Origin of the sequence: Haematospirillum sp. H1815, from assembly GCF_012102705.1 — a bacterium.
Classification (GTDB): domain Bacteria; phylum Pseudomonadota; class Alphaproteobacteria; order Rhodospirillales; family Rhodospirillaceae; genus Haematospirillum.
On record NZ_JAAVTA010000013.1, the window covers coordinates 16,285 to 38,882 of the forward strand.

20 protein-coding genes are annotated in these 22,598 nt (G+C 55.9%); 10 read left to right on the forward strand and 10 right to left on the reverse strand.

The annotated features are described in order from the left end of the window. Positions 1 to 70 precede the first annotated feature (70 nt). Together dnaG and HEQ60_RS09605 are read right to left on the reverse strand one after the other, a co-directional pair. The gene (gene dnaG / locus HEQ60_RS09600) at positions 71 to 1,915 is read right to left on the reverse strand and encodes a DNA primase (protein WP_168071472.1); all 1,845 of its coding nucleotides are present in this window, start codon (positions 1,913 to 1,915) and stop codon (positions 71 to 73) included. A 41-nt stretch (positions 1,916 to 1,956) separates the two neighbouring features. Beyond that, entirely contained in the window at positions 1,957 to 2,412 is a 456-nt protein-coding gene (locus tag HEQ60_RS09605) for a GatB/YqeY domain-containing protein (RefSeq protein ID WP_066132370.1), read from the reverse strand. A gap of 383 nt (positions 2,413 to 2,795) precedes the next feature. Between HEQ60_RS09605 and carA the strand changes: the two genes are divergently transcribed. From carA to HEQ60_RS09625, 4 genes are all read left to right on the forward strand, one after another. Then, positions 2,796 to 3,983, forward strand: a complete 1,188-nt coding sequence (gene carA / locus HEQ60_RS09610; RefSeq protein ID WP_168071473.1) for a glutamine-hydrolyzing carbamoyl-phosphate synthase small subunit — start codon at positions 2,796 to 2,798, stop codon at positions 3,981 to 3,983. A gap of 74 nt (positions 3,984 to 4,057) precedes the next feature. Further along, on the forward strand, positions 4,058 to 7,369 hold the full coding sequence (carB, locus tag HEQ60_RS09615; RefSeq protein ID WP_168071474.1) for a carbamoyl-phosphate synthase large subunit: 3,312 nt from the start codon (positions 4,058 to 4,060) through the stop codon (positions 7,367 to 7,369). Between the two features lie 110 nt (positions 7,370 to 7,479). Next, positions 7,480 to 7,953: a transcription elongation factor GreA gene (greA, locus tag HEQ60_RS09620; protein WP_066132382.1), complete on the forward strand. Its 474-nt coding sequence runs from the start codon at positions 7,480 to 7,482 to the stop codon at positions 7,951 to 7,953. 311 nt (positions 7,954 to 8,264) lie between these two features. Then, entirely contained in the window at positions 8,265 to 10,139 is a 1,875-nt protein-coding gene (locus HEQ60_RS09625; protein WP_168071475.1) for a potassium transporter Kup, read from the forward strand. On the opposite strand, the gene HEQ60_RS09630 is transcribed toward HEQ60_RS09625, so the two are convergent. After that, positions 10,092 to 10,631, reverse strand: a complete 540-nt coding sequence (locus HEQ60_RS09630; protein ID WP_168071476.1) for an Lrp/AsnC family transcriptional regulator — start codon at positions 10,629 to 10,631, stop codon at positions 10,092 to 10,094. The two genes, HEQ60_RS09625 and HEQ60_RS09630, sit on opposite strands and share 48 nt — an antisense overlap. 281 nt (positions 10,632 to 10,912) lie before the next feature. Between HEQ60_RS09630 and HEQ60_RS09635 the strand changes: the two genes are divergently transcribed. From HEQ60_RS09635 to HEQ60_RS09645, 3 genes are all read left to right on the forward strand, one after another. Then, entirely contained in the window at positions 10,913 to 11,536 is a 624-nt protein-coding gene (locus HEQ60_RS09635; RefSeq protein ID WP_168071477.1) for a peroxiredoxin, read from the forward strand. Between the two features lie 157 nt (positions 11,537 to 11,693). Then, on the forward strand, positions 11,694 to 12,641 hold the full coding sequence (gene trxB / locus HEQ60_RS09640; protein WP_168071478.1) for a thioredoxin-disulfide reductase: 948 nt from the start codon (positions 11,694 to 11,696) through the stop codon (positions 12,639 to 12,641). Positions 12,642 to 12,745: 104 nt separating this feature from the next. Beyond that, positions 12,746 to 13,663: a LysR family transcriptional regulator gene (locus tag HEQ60_RS09645; protein WP_245183877.1), complete on the forward strand. Its 918-nt coding sequence runs from the start codon at positions 12,746 to 12,748 to the stop codon at positions 13,661 to 13,663. A 283-nt stretch (positions 13,664 to 13,946) separates the two neighbouring features. Here HEQ60_RS09645 and HEQ60_RS09650 read toward each other — a convergent pair whose 3' ends face one another. The 5 genes from HEQ60_RS09650 to petA form a co-directional block, all read right to left on the reverse strand. After that, positions 13,947 to 14,243 (reverse strand): DUF3253 domain-containing protein, encoded by a 297-nt coding sequence (locus tag HEQ60_RS09650; RefSeq protein WP_245183880.1) that lies wholly within the window; start codon positions 14,241 to 14,243, stop codon positions 13,947 to 13,949. Positions 14,244 to 14,320: 77 nt separating this feature from the next. Continuing rightward, positions 14,321 to 15,097, reverse strand: coding sequence for a substrate-binding periplasmic protein (locus HEQ60_RS09655; RefSeq protein WP_168071480.1), 777 nt, complete (start codon positions 15,095 to 15,097; stop codon positions 14,321 to 14,323). A gap of 81 nt (positions 15,098 to 15,178) precedes the next feature. Then, positions 15,179 to 15,952: a cytochrome c1 gene (locus HEQ60_RS09660; protein WP_168071481.1), complete on the reverse strand. Its 774-nt coding sequence runs from the start codon at positions 15,950 to 15,952 to the stop codon at positions 15,179 to 15,181. Then, complete coding sequence (locus HEQ60_RS09665; protein ID WP_168071482.1) at positions 15,952 to 17,178, reverse strand: cytochrome b; 1,227 nt, start codon at positions 17,176 to 17,178, stop codon at positions 15,952 to 15,954. The genes HEQ60_RS09660 and HEQ60_RS09665 overlap by 1 nt, the downstream gene beginning before the upstream one ends. A 14-nt stretch (positions 17,179 to 17,192) precedes the next feature. After that, entirely contained in the window at positions 17,193 to 17,744 is a 552-nt protein-coding gene (petA, locus tag HEQ60_RS09670) for a ubiquinol-cytochrome c reductase iron-sulfur subunit (RefSeq protein ID WP_168071483.1), read from the reverse strand. Between the two features lie 222 nt (positions 17,745 to 17,966). On the opposite strand from petA, the gene HEQ60_RS09675 reads away from it, so the two are divergent. After that, positions 17,967 to 18,443 (forward strand): tRNA (cytidine(34)-2'-O)-methyltransferase, encoded by a 477-nt coding sequence (locus HEQ60_RS09675; RefSeq protein ID WP_168071484.1) that lies wholly within the window; start codon positions 17,967 to 17,969, stop codon positions 18,441 to 18,443. 61 nt (positions 18,444 to 18,504) lie between these two features. On the opposite strand, the gene HEQ60_RS09680 is transcribed toward HEQ60_RS09675, so the two are convergent. Both HEQ60_RS09680 and HEQ60_RS09685 read right to left on the reverse strand, forming a co-directional pair. Then, on the reverse strand, positions 18,505 to 20,406 hold the full coding sequence (locus tag HEQ60_RS09680; protein WP_168071485.1) for a Crp/Fnr family transcriptional regulator: 1,902 nt from the start codon (positions 20,404 to 20,406) through the stop codon (positions 18,505 to 18,507). 31 nt (positions 20,407 to 20,437) lie between these two features. Further along, positions 20,438 to 20,692 (reverse strand): hypothetical protein, encoded by a 255-nt coding sequence (locus HEQ60_RS09685; protein WP_168071486.1) that lies wholly within the window; start codon positions 20,690 to 20,692, stop codon positions 20,438 to 20,440. A gap of 137 nt (positions 20,693 to 20,829) precedes the next feature. On the opposite strand from HEQ60_RS09685, the gene HEQ60_RS09690 reads away from it, so the two are divergent. Continuing rightward, entirely contained in the window at positions 20,830 to 21,609 is a 780-nt protein-coding gene (locus tag HEQ60_RS09690; RefSeq protein WP_168071487.1) for a 3-deoxy-manno-octulosonate cytidylyltransferase, read from the forward strand. A 26-nt stretch (positions 21,610 to 21,635) separates the two neighbouring features. Then, the gene (locus HEQ60_RS09695) at positions 21,636 to 22,496 is read left to right on the forward strand and encodes a prephenate dehydratase (RefSeq protein ID WP_245183881.1); all 861 of its coding nucleotides are present in this window, start codon (positions 21,636 to 21,638) and stop codon (positions 22,494 to 22,496) included. The last annotated feature ends 102 nt before the right edge of the window (positions 22,497 to 22,598 follow it).

The window sequence follows — 22,598 nt, forward strand, 5'->3', positions numbered from 1 at the left end:
CGCCCAAGGCACACATCCCGGTCTTTCCGACCATCCTGTTCCATAACATCCCGCATCATCCGGATGATGCTCAATCCTCTACAGAGGCTCTTTCATGTTTTTTCAAGGCAATAAAAACATCAAGAGCCTCCGGGGTTGGATTGTCACCAAGCCGCTCAACCGCACGACCAATATCCACCTTCAAATCCCTGCCCCGGGATAACCCGAACGTGTGCTCCCACCCGTCCAGGGCGGCCTGACTATCGGCGACCGGACGGCTGAATGCCGCATGGAGAAAAACATTCGACGCAAGGAGGGACTCCAGAACATCACCAAATCCCTCGTCGTGTAGTTGGCGTCTCAGAACATGGAAGTCAAGACCTGACTGACGGGAAAGCAGCAGTAAAACCGCACCCCGAAGCGTATCAAGGGACTGTTCCGGGAAATCCAGAAGCCCCAGACGCTCTCCCACACTGTCAAAAAGGTCGGGGTGGGTGACGAGCGTAACCAGCAAAATGCGCCGCCGCAAGGCCTCCGCTGCATCCGGTGCCGGCGGGGCCAGAATCATACCACCCCCGGCTGATGGCAACGGAGCCGCCCAGCGCGGCTGCGATTCGCGCCCCCTGGGAGAGAAAGTACCCGCCGGACGCACCTTGCCCGCCGCACTACGACCGGCCTGGCGAAACAGGTTCCATTGGCGGTCACGGAAGGCCTGGCGGTAATGCTGCTGGACACTGCGATCCCCGATATGACGGACCAGCTCTTCCAGATGGGCTTCCAGACCAGCCCTTCGTTCCGGTGTATCCAGCGACCGCCCTTCCAAAGCCTTGTCCCATAAAACATCCAGCAGGGAACGAGATACCGCAAGCCTTGCACAAACCGATCTGGCTCCCTCGTCCCGCAACAGGTCGTCAGGATCCCGCCCCATCGGAAGCATGACAAAACGCAGGGATTTCCCCGGCTTCAGAAGGGGCAAGGCACGGTCGGCAGCACGGGCCGCAGCCCGTTGCCCGGCGCTGTCACCATCCATACACAGGACAGGCTCGTCGGACAGGCGCCACAATGACTCAATCTGAGCCTCCGTCAGCGCTGTCCCCAACGGAGCGACGGCATGAGGGATACCTGCCCGATGCAGGGCAATAACATCCATATAGCCCTCTGCAACAACGATATCGCCACCCCGGGCGGCAGCCTCGCGGGCACGGGACAGATTGTAGAGAACCTGCCCCTTGTGGAAAACCGGTGTTTCGGGACTGTTCATGTATTTGGGTTGCCCGTCACCCAAGGTCCGACCGCCAAAGGCAATAACCCGCCCCCGCCGGTCTGTAATCGGAAACATGACACGTTCCCGGAAATAACCAACCACGGCCCCGGAATCCAGGCGCCGAAGCAAACCAGCCTCGATCATCTGGCCTTCGGTTATTCCGTTCCCGAGCAAGGCGGTCTGCAACTCTACCCCACCAGGGGCCCAACCCAGGCGAAATGTCTGGATGACCTCGTCATCAAGGCCCCGCCGACGGAGATAATCAAGCCCGCCACGACCGGACGGCAGAAAAAGGGAGCGCTGGAAAAAGTGGCAGGCCGCCTCATTGATATCCAGAATGCCCGCGTGCTGACGTGCAGCTTCCATCTCCCGCGGGTCGGGACGCGGCACCTCAAGACCAGCCTGCGCTGCCAACTTTTCCACAGCTTCGGGGAAAGTCAGGTGTGCCGTTTCCATTTCAAAGGAAATGATGTCGCCATGCGCTCCACACCCAAAACAATGATAAAAGCCCTTGTCGTCATTGACGGTGAAAGAAGGAGTCTTCTCCCTGTGAAAGGGACACAGACCAATATGCTCGCGCCCACGGCGGACCAAACGAACCCGATGCCCAACCACAACCGAGGCCGGAAGCCGGGCACGAAGCTCATCAAGGAACTGCGGGGGCAAAGCCATGGGTCACGCACACCCGTCATAACAATGGAAAGAACACACGGTCAGGACAAGGCTGCCTTGACAGCCTGGCTGGCCTTGCCAAAGTCCATACGACCTGCAAACTTCTCACGCAGAGCCGTCATAACCCGCCCCATATCCTTGATGCCACTGGCTCCCAGCTCCTGCACCGTCACGGCAATGGCTTCACGCGTGGCCGCTTCATCCATCTGCACGGGCAGGAAACGTTCAATAATGGCTATTTCCTCCTGCTCCTGCTCCGCAAGCTCCAGCCGCCCACCTTGCTCATACAGGTTGATGCTCTCACGTCGCTGCTTGATCATGGACTGCAACATCTGCAGGATTTCCTCTTCAGGAATTCCTTCACCCAGACCACGGGTCCGGGCCGCGATATCACGGTCTTTCAAAGCCGCAAGAATCAGTCGCAAGGTAGCCGATGCACGATTGTCACGTGCCTTCAACGCTTCCTTCAACGCCTCGTTCAGCCGAGTGCGCAACATGGATGACCTCAAATACAGTTTGTCATGAATATCTCGAATCCGCCCAGACTAGACGAGTGTGAACGCCTTGGCAAATGATGTCCGCAACCAGGAGCCACCATGACCTTGGGCATACCGGCAACACAGGGTCAGAAGACTTGCTCCGCACTGTATTGAATTGACAAGAGACAAAACCAGATGTATTTACTTTTCCGTTTGCCTGCAACTGGCAGAGCGTTCCTGCACTCGGTATCCGTTGGCGCTTGCCTCGACCTTCTTTCGTGAAGATGAAGGTGGGATTTTTGCGCGCATGATCATGCAGAAGCGGTCAGCCATACGCCGGCATGCCTTGTATGTTCCAAAGGAGACGATCACTCCTGCGGCGCTATGAACCAGGGGATCCTATGACAGACCAAACAGAATGCACAGCTGGTTTATGCCCTGACGGGGCAACCGGCGTACTGGTCCTTGCCGACGGAACGGTATGGTGGGGGCATGGTCTCGGACGTGAAGGAAGCACAACGGGAGAAGTTGTTTTCTGTACCGGAATGACCGGTTACCAGGAAACCCTGACAGACCCCTCCTTTGCCGGGCAGATTATAACTTTTACATTTCCGCATATCGGCAATACAGGCACCAACCCGGACGATCACGAAGCGGAACACCCGTTTGCCCGTGGCTGTATCCTGCGCGCACCCGTTGGCATCGACTCCAGCTGGCGTGCAACGGCCAATCTGCCTGAATGGATGCGCCGGAACAACGTGGTATGTGTCACCGGTATCGACACACGCGCACTGACCATACGACTGCGCGACCACGGCACACTGGCTGGCGTTGTTGCCCATGCTCCGAACGGTATCTTCAACCTTGAGCATCTCCTGCACCAGGCACGGATGCATCCCTCACCAGACGGGCTGGACTTGGCTACACGCGTATCATGCCAGCAAGCATGGGAATGGCCGGATACACAATCCGGGGCTCGACCATGGCATGTTGTCGCCGTCGACTTCGGGATAAAGCACAACATCCTGCGGTGCCTGGCTGCCGAGGGCTGCCGGATCACTATCGTACCGACCCACACGACGGCCAGGGAGATTCTGGACCTTGCCCCTGATGGCGTGTTCCTGTCGAATGGACCGGGTGACCCTGCGGCCACCAGCCACTCTATGATCCCCGAAGTGAAAAGGATCCTGTCCACCGGGCTTCCTGTCTTTGGCATTTGCTTGGGTCATCAGATCCTTGCCTTGGCCTTGGGGGCAAAGACTTCGCGCATGATGCGGGGACACCGGGGATCGAACCAGCCAGTCAAGTGTCTGGCGACGGGGCGCATCGCGATCACCAGCCAGAACCACGGCTTTGCCATCGACCCTGCCAGCCTTCCCAATGACGTTATTGTCACACACACATCTCTCTTCGATGGCTCGATCGAGGGGATTGCACTACAGGGCCGTCCTGTTTTTTCCGTGCAATATCACCCGGAATCCAGCCCGGGTCCCAAGGATTCCCGTTCCTTGTTCCGTGATTTTGTTGGCCTGATGCAACAGTATCGGCATTCCAGCGCACCCCGACGATACGCAACTGCCCTCCCCTGAGCGGCTGCACAGCCACCTGATCCTACCCAGTCCAGATTGATTGTCCCGTGCCCTGTCGGAAGGAACCCCTAGGCATGCCCAAACGCACAGACATCCACTCCATTCTGATTATCGGTGCAGGCCCCATTGTTATCGGACAAGCCTGTGAGTTTGACTATTCGGGCGCCCAGGCCTGCAAGGCCCTGCGTGAGGAAGGGTACCGGGTCATCTTGGTCAACTCCAACCCGGCCACTATCATGACAGACCCCGACATGGCCGATGCCACCTATATCGAACCGATCACTCCCGCTGTTGTGGCGCAGATTATTGACCGGGAAAAACCGGATGCCCTGCTGCCAACCATGGGGGGACAAACAGCCTTGAACTGCGCGCTTGCCCTAGCCGATGACGGGACCTTGGAACGCCATGGCGTCATCATGATCGGGGCCTGCCGCGAAGCCATCCGCAAGGCAGAAGATCGGCAGCTGTTCCGTGATGCCATGGACCGCATCGGCCTTGAAAGCCCGCGCTCGCGGATGGTGCGCAGCCTGGATGATGCCCATAAGGCCCTTGCCTTCGTAGGGCTTCCAGCCATCGTTCGACCCTCTTTCACACTGGGTGGGCAAGGCGGTGGAATAGCAACAACCAAGGAAGAATTCGGTCATATCTGCACACAGGGCCTGGCCGCCTCCCCTGTCCACGAAATTCTGGTCGAGGAATCTGTTCTGGGGTGGAAAGAATATGAAATGGAGGTGGTACGTGATCGGGCAGACAACGGGATTATCGTCTGCTCTATCGAAAACATTGACCCCATGGGCATCCACACCGGGGACTCTGTGACGGTTGCACCGGCGCTGACACTGACAGACAAAGAGTACCAGACCATGCGGGATGCATCCTTGGCGGTCCTGAGGGAAATCGGGGTAGAGACAGGTGGGTCCAATGTCCAGTTTGCGGTCAACCCGGACGACGGCCGTCTGGTGGTCATTGAAATGAACCCCCGGGTCTCGCGCTCGTCTGCCCTTGCATCAAAAGCAACGGGCTTCCCGATCGCACGCATCGCCGCCAAGCTGGCTGTAGGCTACACGCTGGATGAACTGGACAACGCGATAACCGCAGGGCAAACGCCAGCGAGCTTTGAGCCTGTCATTGACTATATCGTCACCAAAATTCCTCGGTTTACCTTCGAAAAGTTCCCCGATACCGATGCCCGTCTGGGCACCTCTATGAAGTCGGTCGGCGAGGTCATGGCCATCGGGCGTACCTTCACTGAATCACTCCAGAAAGCCCTGCAATCCCTGGATACAGGACTAACCGGGCTGGACGAGATCGACATAACAGTGAATTCTGACGAGACCCGACATGACGCCATGGTACGGGTTCTGAGAACAACAAGCCCAAACCGGATCCGTTTTGTGGCACAGGCTTTCCGCGAAGGCATGTCCATGGAAACCGTGCATGAAGCCTGCCGCATTGATCGCTGGTTTCTGGATCAGATTGCTCACCTGGTTCACATTGAAGCCCGTATCCGCCAACAGGGAATTCCTGCGGACCGATATGGGTTTCTTGCCCTGAAAAAAATGGGCTTTTCTGATGCAAGGCTGGCCTGCCTGAATGGACAAAAAGAAGAAGAGGTAACCGCTTTACGCCATACCTTGGGCCTTCACCCGGTCTACAAGCGCATAGACAGCTGTGCAGCGGAATTTTCATCGCCAACGGCGTACATGTACGCATGCTACGAAGGCGATGGTGTAAGTACCACAGACTGCGAAGCAAAACCATCAACACGTGAGAAGATCATCATCCTGGGCGGGGGACCAAACCGTATCGGGCAAGGCATAGAATTTGATTGCTGCTGCGTGGACGCAGCCTTCAGCCTGTCCGGGGCCGGCTATGAAACCATTATGGTCAATTGTAATCCTGAAACGGTCTCAACCGATCCAGACACGTCAGATCGCCTGTACTTTGAACCTCTGACCGCCGAAGCTGTCATTGAGTTGATCCGGGTTGAACAACGCAGGGGCCACGTCAAAGGGGTTATCGTGCAATTCGGCGGACAAACCCCGCTAAAACTGGCCGGTGCCTTGCAACAGGCCAATATTCCTGTTCTGGGTACGTCTCCCACTGCAATAGACCGGGCTGAAGACCGCCAACAATTCCAATCTGTGCTGCAAAAATTGGGGCTCCGCCAGCCACCCAACGCAATAGCACGAACCCCGGACGAGGTTCTGGAGCAGGCAATGATCCTTGGGTATCCCTTGGTCGTACGCCCATCCTTTGTACTGGGAGGACGGGCCATGGAAATTGTCCATGGCGAAGCCTCACTCCACGCATGGCTGGCCAAAGTCTGTGCTGGGCAGAGCGAAGGACAGAGCGCCATTACCATTTCTTCCGACATGCCGATCCTGCTGGACCAGTATTTACGCGGCGCAACCGAGGTGGATGTTGATGCCATACGGGACTCAAGCGGAGCCGTGTTTATCGCCGGTATCATGGAGCATATTGAAGAAGCGGGCATTCATTCCGGAGACTCCGCCTGCTCCCTGCCGCCACATTCCCTTCAGGCACCCCTGATACGGGAGCTGGAACGACAAACCATCCTTCTTGCTACCGAACTTGACGTACAAGGGCTTATAAACATTCAATTTGCCATTCAGGAAACAGACGTCTACGTCCTGGAAGCAAACCCGCGCGCAAGCCGTACGGTACCCTTTGTATCCAAGGCCACCGGCAATCCGGTCGCCTGCATAGCGGCCCGGGTTATGGCCGGTGAAAACCTGGCTGCCTTCAAGCTGCGCACCACAACTCCGGACCACGTCGCAGTCAAGGAATCCGTGTTCCCATTCGCCCGTTTCCCAGGCACCGACATACTGCTGGGGCCGGAAATGAAATCAACAGGCGAAGTCATGGGCATAGCCAGAAGCTTCGGGCATGCCTTCGCCAAAAGCCAGATGGCAGCCGGGCTCCCACTCCCCCTGCAGGGAACCATATTCTTGTCTGTGCGCGACTCGGATAAAACTGAAGCCCTTGATATTGCAAAATCTTTTTTTGCCATGGGATTTGATATCCTGGCAACAGGCGGAACAGCCACTTTCCTGAGAAATGGAGGCGTTCCCGCAACTGCCATCAACAAAGTAAGGGAAGGCCAGCCTCACTGCGTAGACGCCATATTGTGCGGTACCGTTGATATGGTTATCAATACGGCTGAAGGCATGAACAGCATACGCGACAGCCTGGATATCCGCAGCGCAGCTTTAACGAAATCAGTGACCCACTACACAACCATGGCAGGAGCAAGGGCCGCAGCGCAGGCCATAAGAAGCCTACAGGACAAGGAACCGGAGATAACCCCCTTGCAACACTATTCTGTTCCGGAAGTACAAAACAGGGTATACTCCCCCGCCTGATCCGATTCGATGCCCCGGGGCTACGCTGCGCAGCCCCGGGTCGTTTCTTGGTGTTGCGCGCAGCCGGTCGCCTTCGCGACAAACAAGCAAGTGTAAGGACGTACCCGGATATGGAAAAGATCCCCATGACCGCACAGGGCATGAAAGCCCTGGAAGATGAGCTGCGTATGCTGAAAAGCCAAGAACGCCCCGCGGTCATCAAAGCTATTGCCGAGGCCCGTGAACACGGCGATCTGTCAGAGAATGCCGAATACCACGCTGCACGGGAACGCCAGAGCTTTATTGAAGGGCGCATTGCGGAATTAGAGGACGTTCTGTCCCGCGCTGACGTTATTGATGTCAGCAAGCTCTCTGGGTCAACTATCCGGTTCGGGGCGACGGTTACGCTGGCTGATGAAGATACAGACGGCGAAGTAACCTATCAAATTGTTGGTCCCCACGAAGCAGATTTGGAGAAAGGGCGGATTTCAATAGCCTCCCCCTTGGCCCGGGCCCTGATTGGCAAGGTCATGGGTGACACGGCTGAAGTATCTGCACCGGGCGGATTCCGCTCCTATGAAGTTGTGAACGTTCGCTTTTCCTGAAAAATTCCAAGAGTCCGGGTAATCCAACACGGGATTGCCCGGATCATGGTGAAGCCTGAAATGCAGAAACATACGAAGGCGCTGTGACTACGCGCCTCTACCTCCTGCCGTCCCTAACATCCCGCCATAAATCGTCCTGCTGACAACAATGGATTGACTCAGACCAGAGAACAACAGTGTCTGAGAAGACTCATCTTGCGCTCCCGAACTGCGTAATCTGGCCGATACAGTTAGAATTGGCAGCCTTTACCTAAGGCAGAATCAAGCCGGCCATGGCTCTTACATCCATAACAACAGACTGAAACCCAATAATGTCACATCAGAACAAACCTCTGCTGCCCCTTATTATTGGTGCCATAGGCGTTGTCTTCGGTGACATTGGTACAAGTCCTCTTTACGCGTTCAAGGAATCCCTGTCCCCCGAACATGGGGTTACTGTGGACTACATTCATATACTTGGCGTTCTGTCACTCATATTCTGGACCATCTTGGTTGTTGTGTCCGTCAAGTACGTCATTTACGTCATGAGCACTGACAACCGTGGAGAAGGCGGCAGCTTGGCGCTTCTGGCACGCCTGCATAATGTCCTGGATCAGGATGGGCGCACCTTCTCGGCCGTAACGGGATTGGGAATTCTGGCGGCCGCCCTGTTTTATGGCGACAGTATTATCACGCCCGCTGTTTCGGTCCTGTCCGCTGTCGAAGGGTTACATATCGCAGCACCAGCACTGAGTGAATTTGTCATACCCATCACCGTCAGCATCCTTTTGTGCCTGTTCCTGATCCAGCGGTTTGGCACGGCAATGGTTGGCAAGATCTTCGGTCCCGTGTGCCTGATATGGTTCCTGGTTATCGGCTTTCTGGGCCTACGGAGCATCATCGGCACACCGTCCATTCTGGCCGCCCTAAGCCCTCACTACGGATGGTTTTTCATTTTTACGGAACCGGGAATTTCTGTTTCCGTTCTTGGGGCTGTTGTTCTGTCTGTTACGGGGGCCGAGGCCCTGTATGCCGATATGGGCCACTTTGGCCGCAAGGCCATACGAACAGGCTGGTATACCCTTGTCATGCCGTGCCTGCTTTTGAACTACTTTGGTCAGGGTGCCCTTCTGCTGCGTTCCCCCGAAGCGGCGGAAAATCCATTCTTCCTCCTGGCACCACAGTCGATGATACTTCCCTTGGTGATTCTGGCAACGCTGGCCACCATTATTGCATCACAGGCTGTTATATCAGGCGCATTTTCCCTGACCCGGCAAGCAATCCAACTTGGGTACTTGCCGAGAATGACCATCATTCATACGTCCGGTCAGGAAATGGGTCAGATCTACATGCCAACAGTGAACACATGCCTTATGGTTTCATGCATTGCTCTTGTTCTCAGTTTCAAAACATCAAGCAATCTTGCAGCAGCCTATGGGGTAGCTGTAACCGGGAATATGGTTATCACTGCCCTGATGATGGCTTTGGCCATGAAAATTCTGTGGGGTTGGAGCCGAAACAAGATTTTCGTGATTTGCGGCATTTTCTTGGGCACAGACCTGATGTTTTTCCTGAGCTGTGCCATCAAGATCCCGGATGGAGGCTGGGTGCCTGTAACCGTGGCGGCAATTATTGTTGTCATTTTGATGACCTGGAAAGCAGGACGAGCGCTTCTTTTACAACAGTTGCAAAATGTGTCCCGGCCGGAGTCCGAATTCAATGAACTGACAGGAAATAATGTCGCGAAAGTCCCGGGGACAGCCGTTTTCCTCACCAGCATCCGCTCTGGCTTACCTCCCGCCTTGCTACACAATCTGCGCCATAACAAGGTCGTACACGAACGCGTTATCCTGCTCAGCGCCGTTACAGCGGAAACCCCCCTTGTTTCTGATGACAACCGGCTTGAATCCAAGGAGATTGCCCCGGGACTACAACGCATTATCCTGCACTATGGATTTATGGAAACGCCAAACATACCAAGAACATTGGCGCACATTTCATCAGAAAAACTGGGATTCTTCTACGAACCTCAGGGGATTTCGTGGTTCCTGTCACGCGAAACGGTCATTGAAAGTAAAAATCCCGGTATGGCACCGTGGCGTATTGCCTTGTTTATCGCCATGGCAAGAAGCGCCACAGACACCATGCGGTACTTCCGCTTACCCCCCAACCGACTGATCGAGCTTGGCACCCAAGTAGAGATCTGAACGCGGCTTGCGGTCGCTATCAATCTCGATCGGCACACCAGGTCTGTACTTGCCTGTACGAATCGCGAGAGCACTTTTGACATGCGTCACGTGGGGCGCAACGGTCAGCTGTGTCGTCAGGAAACGCTGATAATCGTCCCAGTCCTGGGCAACAATTTTGAGGATAAAGTCCGTCTCGCCGGCGAGCATATGGCATTCCCGCACATTATCCCAACCGGCAACCAGATCCTCGAAAGCACGCAGGTCGGCCTCAGCCTGGCTGTCCAGACCGACATGCGCAAAAGCTGTTACATTATATCCAAGCACCTTGGGATCTACTTCTGCATGATAACCGTGTATACAACCGGATTCCTCCAAGGCACGTACACGCCGCAAGCACGGCGGGGCGGAAATCCCGGCCCTGTTAGCCAACTCGACATTCGTCATACGACCATTCTCCTGAAGGTCATGAAGAATGTGCCTGTCTGTCCGATCCAGCTTTACACGCTGCATCTGTAGCTTCCTCTCAAAGCGTCAGGGACAAACCAACTGTCCCAATACGCAAGGAAATTACCGTAAAGAGCACCGAACTCTCAAGATCAATACGAAGATACTAAAAGAAGAATCACATCCATAGGCGTTACCATGAATTGATATCCCCCATAAGGTGTATGCCCTGCGTCATTTTTAGATCGATTCCAGACTTGCGAAAAAGCATACACTCCCCTATGGTTATGAGCTTCAGGGACTAAACTCCTCACTCACCAGAACACCACCCAGCCGGAGATTGTTTCATGACTGATTTTGCACACGTTGGAACCCTTGTTGGCAAGCCTGTCCCGGATTTCACCGCTCAGGCCGTTATGCCAGACAATAGCATCAATGCTCAGTTCAACTTGAAAAGCTATCTGCACGGATCCTATGGCTGGGTATTCTTCTACCCTCTGGATTTCACTTTTGTTTGTCCTTCAGAAATTATTGCGCACGACCACCGTCTTCAGCAGTTCACAGCTGCCAATACAAAGGTCATAGGCATTTCTGTTGACAGCCAGTTTTCTCATCTGGCCTGGAAAAACACACCGCAAAACGAAGGCGGACTTGGGAATGTACAGTTCCCCTTGGTTGCCGACCTCAAGAAGAACATCGCCCGTTCATTCGGCGTCTTGATCGAAGATGCTGGCGTTGCCCTGCGCGGGTCTTTCCTGATCGACAAAGCGGGTATGGTCCGGCATGCCACAATCAACGACCTGCCCTTGGGCCGTAACGTTGATGAAGCACTGCGGATGATTGATGCCCTGCAGTTCCATGAAGAGCATGGGGAAGTATGCCCCGCCGGCTGGACAAAAGGCAAAAAAGGTATGGAAGCAAGCCCCAAGGGCGTTGCCAGCTTCCTGAAAGAAAACGCTGAGGCCCTGTAATACGGTCATCCGGCATCACCCTGAAGACGGGGTCCCGACGCTCTATCGGGGCCCCGTTTTGGCACACCGGGAAACAGACGCCCCCTCCCCCTGACCAAGGCTGTTGCAGCCCCCTTGCGCATTGAAAACACACCACTGCCCGGAGGTTTTTCTACATATGACTGAGCATCGTACCCGGGTTCTCATCCTTGGCACCGGAGCCGCTGGTTGTACAGCCGCCATCTACACGGCCCGCGCCAATCTGGAACCGGTTGTCCTAGCAGGACTCCAACCTGGCGGACAGCTGACCATAACAACAGACGTTGAAAACTATCCGGGCTTTGCCGACCCAGTCCAAGGGCCTTGGCTCATGGAACAGATGCGCCAACAGGCTGAACATTGCGGTGCCCGCATCGTGCACGATATGGCGACATCCGTTGACCTGTCCCGGCGCCCGTTTACGGTGCGTACCGATGGCGGCGACGTATGGAAAAGTGATACACTGATTATCGCAACCGGGGCCTCTGCCAAATGGTTGGAGATACCAAGCGAGAAAAAGTACGCTGGCCTTGGCGTGTCTGCCTGCGCGACCTGTGATGGATTCTTCTTTCGTGGAAAAGATGTTGTCGTCGTTGGTGGCGGCAACAGTGCTGTGGAAGAAGCCCTGTATCTGGCAAATATCTGCGCCAACGTCACCGTTGTACACCGCCGCGACAGTTTCCGGGCTGAAAAAATCCTGCAGGACCGCCTGCTGCGAAACCCCAAAATCGCAGTACGCTGGAACAGCAAGGTCCATGAGATCTTGGGCGGGGGTAATCCCGAGGGTGTAACCGGCATCCGCCTTGAAGATACAATAACGGGGTCCCTTTCTGATCTTACCTGCGACGGCGTGTTCATTGCCATCGGCCATAAACCCAATACAGACCTGTTTTCCGGGCAGCTTCAAACTGATGAGAACGGGTATCTGGTTACGCAGCCGGACTCAACCGCAACCTCGATCCCGGGTGTTTTTGCTGCCGGCGATGTGCAAGACCATGTGTTCCGCCAGGCTATAACCGCTGCGGGAACCGGTTGCATGGCCGCGCTTGAAGCTGACCGTTTCCTGCGGACGGACGGTGATACCTAGGAAAGACCGGGCTGGTAAGGACTCTTCCCGACACTACCTTGCCAGCCCAGGCTTGGTACCAGTACCCTTGGAATAGAACAAAATTTGAAGAAAACGAGAGAATTATGGCCGGGCGACAGGGCAGCATGATGGACTGGGATAAACTGCGTGTTTTTCACACCGTCGCAGAGGCTGGTAGCTTTACCCATGCAGGGGATGTGCTGCACCTGAGTCAGTCTGCCGTCAGCCGGCAGATCAGTGCCTTGGAAGAAAGCCTGCGGGTCTCCCTGTTTCACCGCCACGCCCGTGGCCTGATCCTGACCGAGCAGGGAGAACTTCTGTATCACACCGTGCACGAGGTGTTTGCGCGCCTGTCGATGGTTGAAGCACGGATCACCGAAAGCAGGGAACGCCCTGAAGGCTTGCTGAAGGTTACAACCACGGTTGCTTTCGGGTCCGTATGGCTGACTCCCCGCATTACCGACTTTATGGAGCAATACCCCAGCATAGAGATATCGCTTCTGCTTGATGATCAGGAAGTGGATCTAGCCATGCGCGCCGCAGATGTTGCCATTCGCTTCAACGCCCCTCGCCAACCAGACTTGATCCAAAGGCATCTGATCAACCTGCATTACAATGTCTATGCCGCACCAGAATACCTGCAGAAACATGGCACACCCAACACACCGGCAGATCTCGATAATCACCGGCTTATCACGTATGGCGATGACTCAAAGGCACCCGTTGACAATATGAACTGGCTTTTGTCTGCTGGAACGACAACGCCCCGCTCTGCAGTTCTGCGTATCAACAACATATACGGGATTTATCGCGCCGTTCAATCCGGCTTGGGCATTGCGGCTCTTCCCGATTATTTTGCCTCAGTCGCATCCAACTTGGTACAGGTGCTTCCTGAACTGCGCGGACCAAGTTTTGACTGTTACTTTGTATACCCGGAAGAGCTTCGTCACTCAAAGCGCGTTATGGTCTTCAGGGACTTTCTTCTCCAGAAGCTCCAGAAAGACAACACACCAGCTCCCTGACAATCACGACACACCCGAAGCATGCACAAAGCGCATGGCAGCAGCAGATCTTTTGCTTTGGTGTGTTCCCCCGCTGCCGCCTAGACTTCTAGTCCTGCTGCTCACCCACACGAACAGCAGGATCGGTGCGGGAGTAGCCCCAAGTTATTCCCGTACGGGTGCCGGGTCCGCCCGGCGGTTTTTTTATCTAGCGTCTATCATCGGACGTAATGCCTCCCTGTTCACTCAGGCCCCGCTTATGCGGGGCTTTTTTTTTAGCGACAGAGCATTACAGCATTACCTGTCATTCTACAGGCAAACGCACACGGACAAGCCCCCTGAAATCGTTTGGGTCTTGTACCTCCCCCCCACGAACAATCTCAACGCGCCCACTGCGCGCCAAGCTGAGCACTTGCTGCTTAACCGGATTCATGAAACGGCGCCAGCCATCATCAGGATCCTTTGGACGGCGGCGCTGGGAGAAATATACCTTGGCAATTTCTTGTGCACTGACGCCACGCACACCGGCATCAGCAGCCATGGACAACACAAGATTCACTATAGGATCCCCCTTGGAGGATTCAGGGACAGTATCAGTCATCGCAGTCTCGTACATACAAAGTAGTTCTGCATGCAATAGAGGCTCTACGAGGATCATGCAAGCCCTGGAAGGGGAAATTACTCAATAAGATCGTGCCGCCGCCGCAGGTCTTTGAGGGTACCGTCACCCGCCATCACGACCAAGGCTGCATTAAACCGTTCAACAATTTCAGCCGCATCAGCGCGATGGCGCGAAACGCCTGCAACCAAGGGCGTCTCGTGGATAGCGCCCCGGGTCAGACGAATATCCCCGGCCAACGCAGACAACGAACGACGCAACTGGCTACGCATCAGTCCTTCATCATCCAGCGTCGCATCCAGTCCACCCGTGGCAACGGCACGAATATTATCCTCCACAGATGGCCCGACGATCCTCTGGATATAGGGCGCATCAAGAAAATCAGGGGGATAGCCATAACCGGCAACAACCCCCACCTTCTTTCCCTTCAGATCCTCCAGCCGCGTATATTCAAAGGAATCCATCTTTGATACAGCAAAAACCAAGCGGTTTGCATGCAAGAGGCGCGTAAAAATCAGAAAACTCTCCCGTGACGGCACATACCAGGAACAGGTAATGACATCGGCCTCCCCACTGGACGCACTCTCCAGAACCTTGCGCCAGTCCATAAGCTGTATTTCAACCTTGTATCCGGCTCTCTCCAGCGCAGTTTTAGTCACGTCCGGGCAGAAACCCTGTTCCTTCAGGTCATGGTCTGAATAAGGGGGGTAATGCTCCAGACTGGCAACAACAAGAACATCAGAAGCGGCAAGAGACCCCTTGGACAGAAAGGACAGCAGCAAAACCGTCAGAACACCCCGGACCCACCTCCAACAGTTGAAACCTTTTTTCTTCATAGCCCCATCCCCCCTGAACAACAGAAAAAGAGCCGCCGGGTTTTACTCGGCGGCTCCCTGGAAGCCTTTTGGAAGGCTAGATCAATGCTCCACATCCTTCCAAATCTGGCGCTTCAGAGCATAGAAAAGCGCCGTCATCACTAGAAGGAAGATCATTACCTTAACACCCAATGACTTGCGCGCTTCCAGCTCTGGCTCGGCTGACCAATTCAGGAAGGCAACAATATCACGACTGATCGCTGCCGCCGTATTCGGAGATCCGTCTGTGTACGTAACGGTCTCGTCATAAATCATCTGCGGCATGCCAATCTGGTGCCCCGGGAAGGCCGGATTATAGTACATCCCCGCCATAACCTCTGTACCCTTCGGAGGCTCTTCATAAGACGTCAGAAGGGTAAAGAGGTAATCAGGGCCATGGGGACGAGCCTTGGCCATCAGGGACAGATCAGGCGGCAAAGCACCCCCGTTTGCAGCACGCGCTGCCTGATCATTGGGATAAGGAGCCTTGATCGGATCTGCAGGAATACCGGGGCGAATCTTCGGTTCGCCGCTGTCATCAAAGCCATCCTGATATTCAAAGGCCGCCGCATAGTCCTTGATCTCATCCTCGGTCAGGCCAATCTCCGCCAAATTGCGATAGCGGATCAGCTTGAGACTGTGACAGGTCGCGCAGACCTCTTGATACACCTGCAACCCACGGCGCAACTGGGCACGGTCATAATGACCGAACACGCCTTGCCAAGACCAAGGTTGTGTCACCAGCTTGGTATCGTTCCCGGCAGCATAAGCAGGGGAGAGAAGAGCGACAACAGACCATCCAAGCGCCACAACGGCGGCAATAAGAAGCTTTTGCATCAGGCGCTCTCCGTCGCAGCTTTCTTCGTGACCGCAAGCGCAATGCTTTCCGGCAGGGGACGCGGCTTTTCAAGCCAGCCAACCAGCGGCGTAACGACCAGAAGATGGATGAAATACCAAGCGGTTGCAATCTGACCGATCAGGATATAGGGCTCTTCAGCCGGCTTGCCCCCGATGTAACCCAAAAGCATGCAATCCGCGATGAACAGCATCACAAACCACTTGTAAACCGGACGGAAAGTACAGGAACGAACCTTGGACGTATCCAGCCACGGCATGGCAGCCAAAATGACAATGGCACCAAACATCAGCAAAACGCCGCCTAGTTTATCCGGTACAGCACGCAAAATGGCGTAGAACGGCAGGAAATACCACTCAGGAACAATGTGCGCCGGGGTCACCATCGGGTTGGCCGGGATGTAATTGTCCGGATGCCCCAGATAATTCGGTGCCCAGAACACAAACACCATGAAAAACATCATGAACACGCCCACACCAAACAAATCCTTGATGGTGTAGTACGGATGGAACGGCAGGCTATCCTGCGGACCCTTCATATCAATTCCAAGCGGGTTGTTGGAACTGACAGTATGCAAAGCCCATACGTGCAAGACGACGATACCGACCAGAACAAATGGCAGCAGGAAGTGAAGGGCAAAGAAGCGGTTCAAGGTTGGGTTATCAACCGAGAAACCACCCCACAGCCACGTCACAATGTGCTCACCAACCAAAGGAATGGCCGAAAACAGGTTGGTAATGACCGTGGCACCCCAGAAGGACATCTGTCCCCATGGCAGGACATAACCCATAAAGGCAGTCCCCATCATGATCAGCATGATGATCAGCCCAAGCCACCACAAAACCTCGCGCGGGGGTTTGTAAGAGCCATAATAGAAAGCACGCACCATGTGCAGGTAAACCACGATAAAGAACATCGAGGCCCCGTTCGCATGCACATAGCGCATCAACCAGCCATAGTTGACATCACGCATGATGCGCTCGACGGAAACAAAGGCCAGACCGGTGTTGGCCGCATAATTCATGGCCAGGAACAAGCCGGATAAAATCATGATGACAAGAACCAGACCGGCCAAGGAACCAAAGTTCCACCAGTAGCTCAGGTTCTTGGGTGTCGGATATTCATAGGCCGTATGATGCAGCATGGAGAAGACGGGCAGACGCTCGTCCAGCCACTTGATGGCCTTGCTTTTTGGAACGAAACTCATCCTGTGCGCCCCTCTCAACCAATCTTCACGGTGTTCTCGCCCAGAAACGCGTATTCCGGGATATGCAGGTTAAGCGGCGCAGGCCCCTTGCGAATACGCCCCGAGGTATCGTAGTGCGACCCGTGGCACGGACAGAACCAGCCGCCAAAATCACCCTTGGGATCGGCAGCCTTCTGGCCAAGCGGAATACACCCAAGGTGGGTGCACACACCAACCATCACCAGCCACTGCGCCTTCTTGACACGCGCTTCGTCTTTCTGGGGATCACGAAGATCCGCCGTGTTCACAGCACGAGCAGCCTCAATCTCTGCGGCTGTACGATGACGTACGAAAACTGGCTTGCCGCGCCACATCACGGTGATAGCCTGCCCTTCCGCGATGGGCGTAAGATCCACCTCGGTCGACGCAAGAGCCAAAGTGTCAGCCGCCGGATTCATGCTGTGAACAAACGGCCACAAGGCAAGGCCGGCACCGGCCACCCCGACAGCTGTCGATGCATACAGCAAGAAATCGCGACGGGTCTCGCCATCAGATGAACCGTTAGCGGGATTCGCCGTGTCAGCCATCCTCTAAACCCCTCTCCATAGCACGCTGGGGAAACGCGCAAACGCTGAAAAAAACACGCACCCAGCCCCGTCGGCCCCTGGTACGCCTGATATTCGGTATGCCCTGCCCCCGTTTCCCGACGGAGACACAGCCCATCCGCGCGGTATAAAACAAATCAGACCCTTTGAAAAGTCATCGGCTTTCGCAGATGGCCATTTGACATTGTACCCGGAGAAACCACGATGCGCATCGCGCTTTATCAACCCGATATTCCCCAGAATGCCGGTGCCATGATTCGCTTGACCGCTTGCCTTGGCCTGGAACTGGATATTATCGGTCCTTGCGGATTCGTACACGATGATAGCCGCATGCGGCGGGCAGGTCTCGACTATTCCCAGCGGACACATACCCTGTGGCACACATCATGGTCTGCTTTTCTTGATGAACACATATGCCGCAAAAACCGCCTTGTCCTGCTGACAACACGGGCCACGACACCGCACACAGACGTGACGTTCCATCCCGATGACACGCTGCTGCTGGGACGTGAAAGCTGCGGGGTACCAGCAGAAGTCCACAACCGCGCCGATCTACAGATATGTGTGCCAATGAAACCGGGCATGCGGTCGCTGAATGTTGTCACAGCAGCAGCTATGATTACCGGGGAAGCCCTGCGCCAGACCAATGGCTTTCACCCTGTTCATGCATCACAGGTCTGAAGCGGAAAAATGCCGCAGATGCAGATATGTCCTTTCAGCCACACATGACATGAAAGAACCATCACAGCCGGAAGATCAGGTCATCTTCCTCGCGCAGGGGTGCGGGAACACGTAATGGCGCAGGTTCATCCGCCCAGCGCACCGCTGCAACTGGACGAATATCCTGGCGTCGCAACATGTCTTCGGCCCGCTGCAAATTCTTTTCGATGGTTGTGTACAAAGCCCGACCACGACCACCATTCTCGCGGTATACAGCCAAGGCATCGCGAAAAGCAGCAGCGGCCAACCGCAAAAACTCTGGATCGCTTGTGTACTTTGCCATCAGGAACAGGGCAGATCCCATGTTGTTCCGTGTCGCTGCAAACAGGTGTGGAGCCGCTTCCGGAGTGCGCACCTCCAGCGCGACACGGCACAGGTCAACAGCCTTGCCCAAGACCTCGATATTCCGGTTATGATCCCCCCAGACCTGCAAGGCCTGGGCCATGGCATGCATGGCGTCGGACCAGCGCCATGGATCGTCGGCACGATTGATCACACCTGTTGCGTCCCGGAAACTCAGCAGAGCCTCACGCAGGGTATGGTCATCACCCGTCATCAAGTCCAGACGGAACAGGGCGGTGCCAATACGGTACTGCAACCGCCCCCATAACTGCGGATCATCATCACGCTGAACACCTCGCAGCCCGTTGCGGTAGATCTGCACAGCCTCGCGCAGGGTTTGCTCGTCATCACTTTTCTCGGCATGCCCCTGAACAACCATCCCCAAGGCCAAGGAAAGACGGGCCACGCCACGGGTATCATCGGACAAACGGTTCAGCGCACTGCGCCATGCCTCTGCCGCGCGCTCCTGAAGGTCGGAACGGCGAATGCAATTGGCCGCCGTTGCCGCCACGTAGCCATAAGTGGCAAGCAACTGGCCGACAGCCGCCGCATCAAGCTGTTCCGGCGGATTAAACACAACGTCAGCCGCCTGATCGGTCAGGGTCACCAAGGCCATGCTGTCATCGGCGGTCATCAACGGCTGAAATCCGTTAGCAAAGGCAGTCAGTACACATGCCTTCAGCAAGGGGCCCCAACGCGCATCGAAATCAGCAGGAAGGATCAGTGCCTGATCAGGTGGAAGCCCACCCGGACGATCACCAACCGGTGGCGTCGTGGTGCAGAACCGCAGTTCGATCAGGCGCCCGTCGCCAGTTTCCCCTCCCCAGACAAGAACATCAACACGTTCGTCCTCCAGCATGCGGCGCGCCCGGGCCTGCGACGCGGCTGCGCTGTAAACCGGCATACCCAGCGCCGGAGGAAACAAAGAAGCCGATGACGGCTTGACTGCCATGTGCTCAAGCCCGCCCAGCGCCTCGATCAGATAGGGACGCTGGTCGTACTCGGGCTCAAGGGACAGAGGGGTCACCATAATGGTGCGAACGCGGCGCCGTGCAGCCCGGGCCTTGATACCCGGCACAAAAGACCGCGCCAGACGCCCGAACAGGGAATTGGAGCGACGCCCCACCTCCCATGACGGAACACCCGGTGGAGGAACAGAGGCCGGCGGACCACTCAGGGCAACAAGCTCGCGGCTGGCTGACAGCACCGGATCCGTCAGGTCAATATCACCACGCACCAAGCGCTCATCCGTATCCCGCTGCCGCTTGGCCAGCTGGGTCATGATCTTCAGGGCAGACGCCGGATCGGTCTGAATAGCCTTCAGGAACTCAGACCGCGGAATTGCCTTGGCAATGACATCGGTATCCGCACGGGCCGTAAAGCTTCGGGCGCTGCTATCCAGAATCCCACTTTCCCCGAACAGGTCACCACGCCCCAGAATGGATAAGCGCATCGGCGCGCCCGTAATACCGGACTTGACCAACTCAACACGGCCACTTTCAATCACCCAAGCCGCATCACTGTCATCCCCCTCGCGGAAGATGATATCACCAGCCAGAAAATGGCGCGTTTCACTGCGCACGGTGCCCCCCTGACAAACAGATCATGGTACCTTAGCCCCCACTTTCAGACGATGTAGCAGATGGCTCCACACCGTCGGCATAACGGATAGCGCCCTGGAAAACACGCCCGACTGCAGCCCCCCTTCGGGCCTCAACAAAATGATTTCCGTTATCATCCTGTCCCATGCCCAACACAATAGCACCGCTTTCGATTTCCTTGGCAACCTGATCATCCGGCAGTCCAAGAGCCTTGGCGACAGAGGCAATCAACGTGCTGATTTGTTGATAATGTTCACGGGTCTCCAAAATATGTCACTCCATACCCACACGCATACCGACCAGAGTGCGACATTGCAGCCATCCGGGCAAGAGCTTCCCCCCTGCATTATCTTGCTGGTACAGTGCGCACTCGAATTTTTGTCGTACCGGAGCATCAACCCCTCATGACCTCTGCCGCTTCTGTTTCCTCCCTGCCGGCTGCACCTTTGATCGTTATACCTGCCCGCATGGCTTCAACCCGCCTGCCCGGAAAGCCCTTGGCTGACCTGTGCGGAGAGGCGATGATTGTCCACGTCTGGCGACGGGCCCTCGAGGCAGACGTCGGGCCGGTTGTTGTCGCCTGCGCTGAACCCGAGATTGCCACAGCCATACAGCAGGCCGGTGGACTGGCCCTGCTGACACCTCCGGATCTTCCTTCAGGGTCAGATCGTGTCTGGCATGCGGTCCAGCAGTTTGACCCTGAAGGACGGCACCCCGTTATCATCAATGTTCAGGGAGATCTGCCAACCCTGGACCCATCCCTGATTCGTGCGGCACTTGAACCCCTGCACGACGAACAGGTTGACATCGCCACCTTGGTTGCGCCCATCTCTGATCCGGAAGAACGCACCAACCCCGACGTGGTCAAGGCCATCACGGCGCTGCCTGTCTCCGGGCAGCCCTCTGTCGCGCGCGCACTGGCTTTTACACGGGCCACGGCACCTTGGGGAGATGGGCCGCTGTGGCATCATATTGGCCTCTACGCCTATCGACGGGGGGCACTGGAGCGCTTTGTCAGCCTGCCCCCGTCACCATTGGAACGCCGCGAAAAACTGGAGCAACTGCGAGCCCTGGAGTACGGAATGCGCATTGACTGCGTGCGCGTCCAGACCTTTCCCTTGGGCGTTGACACACCCGCCGATCTTGAGAAAGCCCGTTCCATCCTGAACTCTGCAAAACCGTAAGTCCCATGCCAAACACACAAACCTCCATGTCCGTTGCATTCCAGGGAATGCCTGGTGCTTACTCCCATATCGCATGCAGCGATGTTTTTCCTGACCTTGATGCCCTGCCCTGCATCAGCTTTGAAGATGCGTTGGCGGCTGTGCGCAATGAACAGGCTCGCTACGCCATGATTCCGATTGAAAATTCATTGGCCGGACGGGTAGCGGATATTCACCACCTGCTACCCGATTCCGGCCTCCATATCATTGGAGAGTACTACCTGCCAGTGCACCACCACCTTCTGGGTGTACCTGGATCCAAGCTGGAAGATATACGCACGGTATACAGCCATGTTCATGCCATAGGCCAGTGCCGTACCCTGATCCGTGACCTGGGACTGAATGCTGTGATTGCCGCCGATACCGCCGGCAGCGCCCGTGATATCGCCAGCTTGGGTAACCCACAGGTCGCCGCCATTGCATCCGCGCTGGCCGGCGAGATTCATGGACTCGTGTCCCTCAAAGCCAATGTGGAAGACGCCACGCATAACACCACCCGCTTTGTTGTCATGGCCCGCACACCCCTTGTTCCGGCTGTTGAATCCGGACCGGTTGTCACCGGCCTGATCTTCCAGGTCCGCAATGTGCCTTCGGCTCTCTACAAGGCATTGGGAGGCTTCGCCACCAACAACGTCAATATGAGCCGACTGGAAAGCTACCAGATCAACGGGCAATTTATCTCAACGCGCTTCTTTGCCGAGATAGAGGGGCATCCAGCCAGCCCATCCATGATACGCGCTATGGAAGAGCTGGAGTTCTTCAGCACTGAAGTGCGCATTCTGGGTGTCTGGCCCGCTGACCCCTATCGCTTCAGGGCACGGAACAGAGATATGGTGCCGGGGTCATAGCCGGCATCACCTATGTTCTGCCACGCGGGCTGCTATGCTCAGCACCCACCATTGCGGGCCAGAACATTACCAGCCAGATAAAGGGAGCCACAGATCAGGACA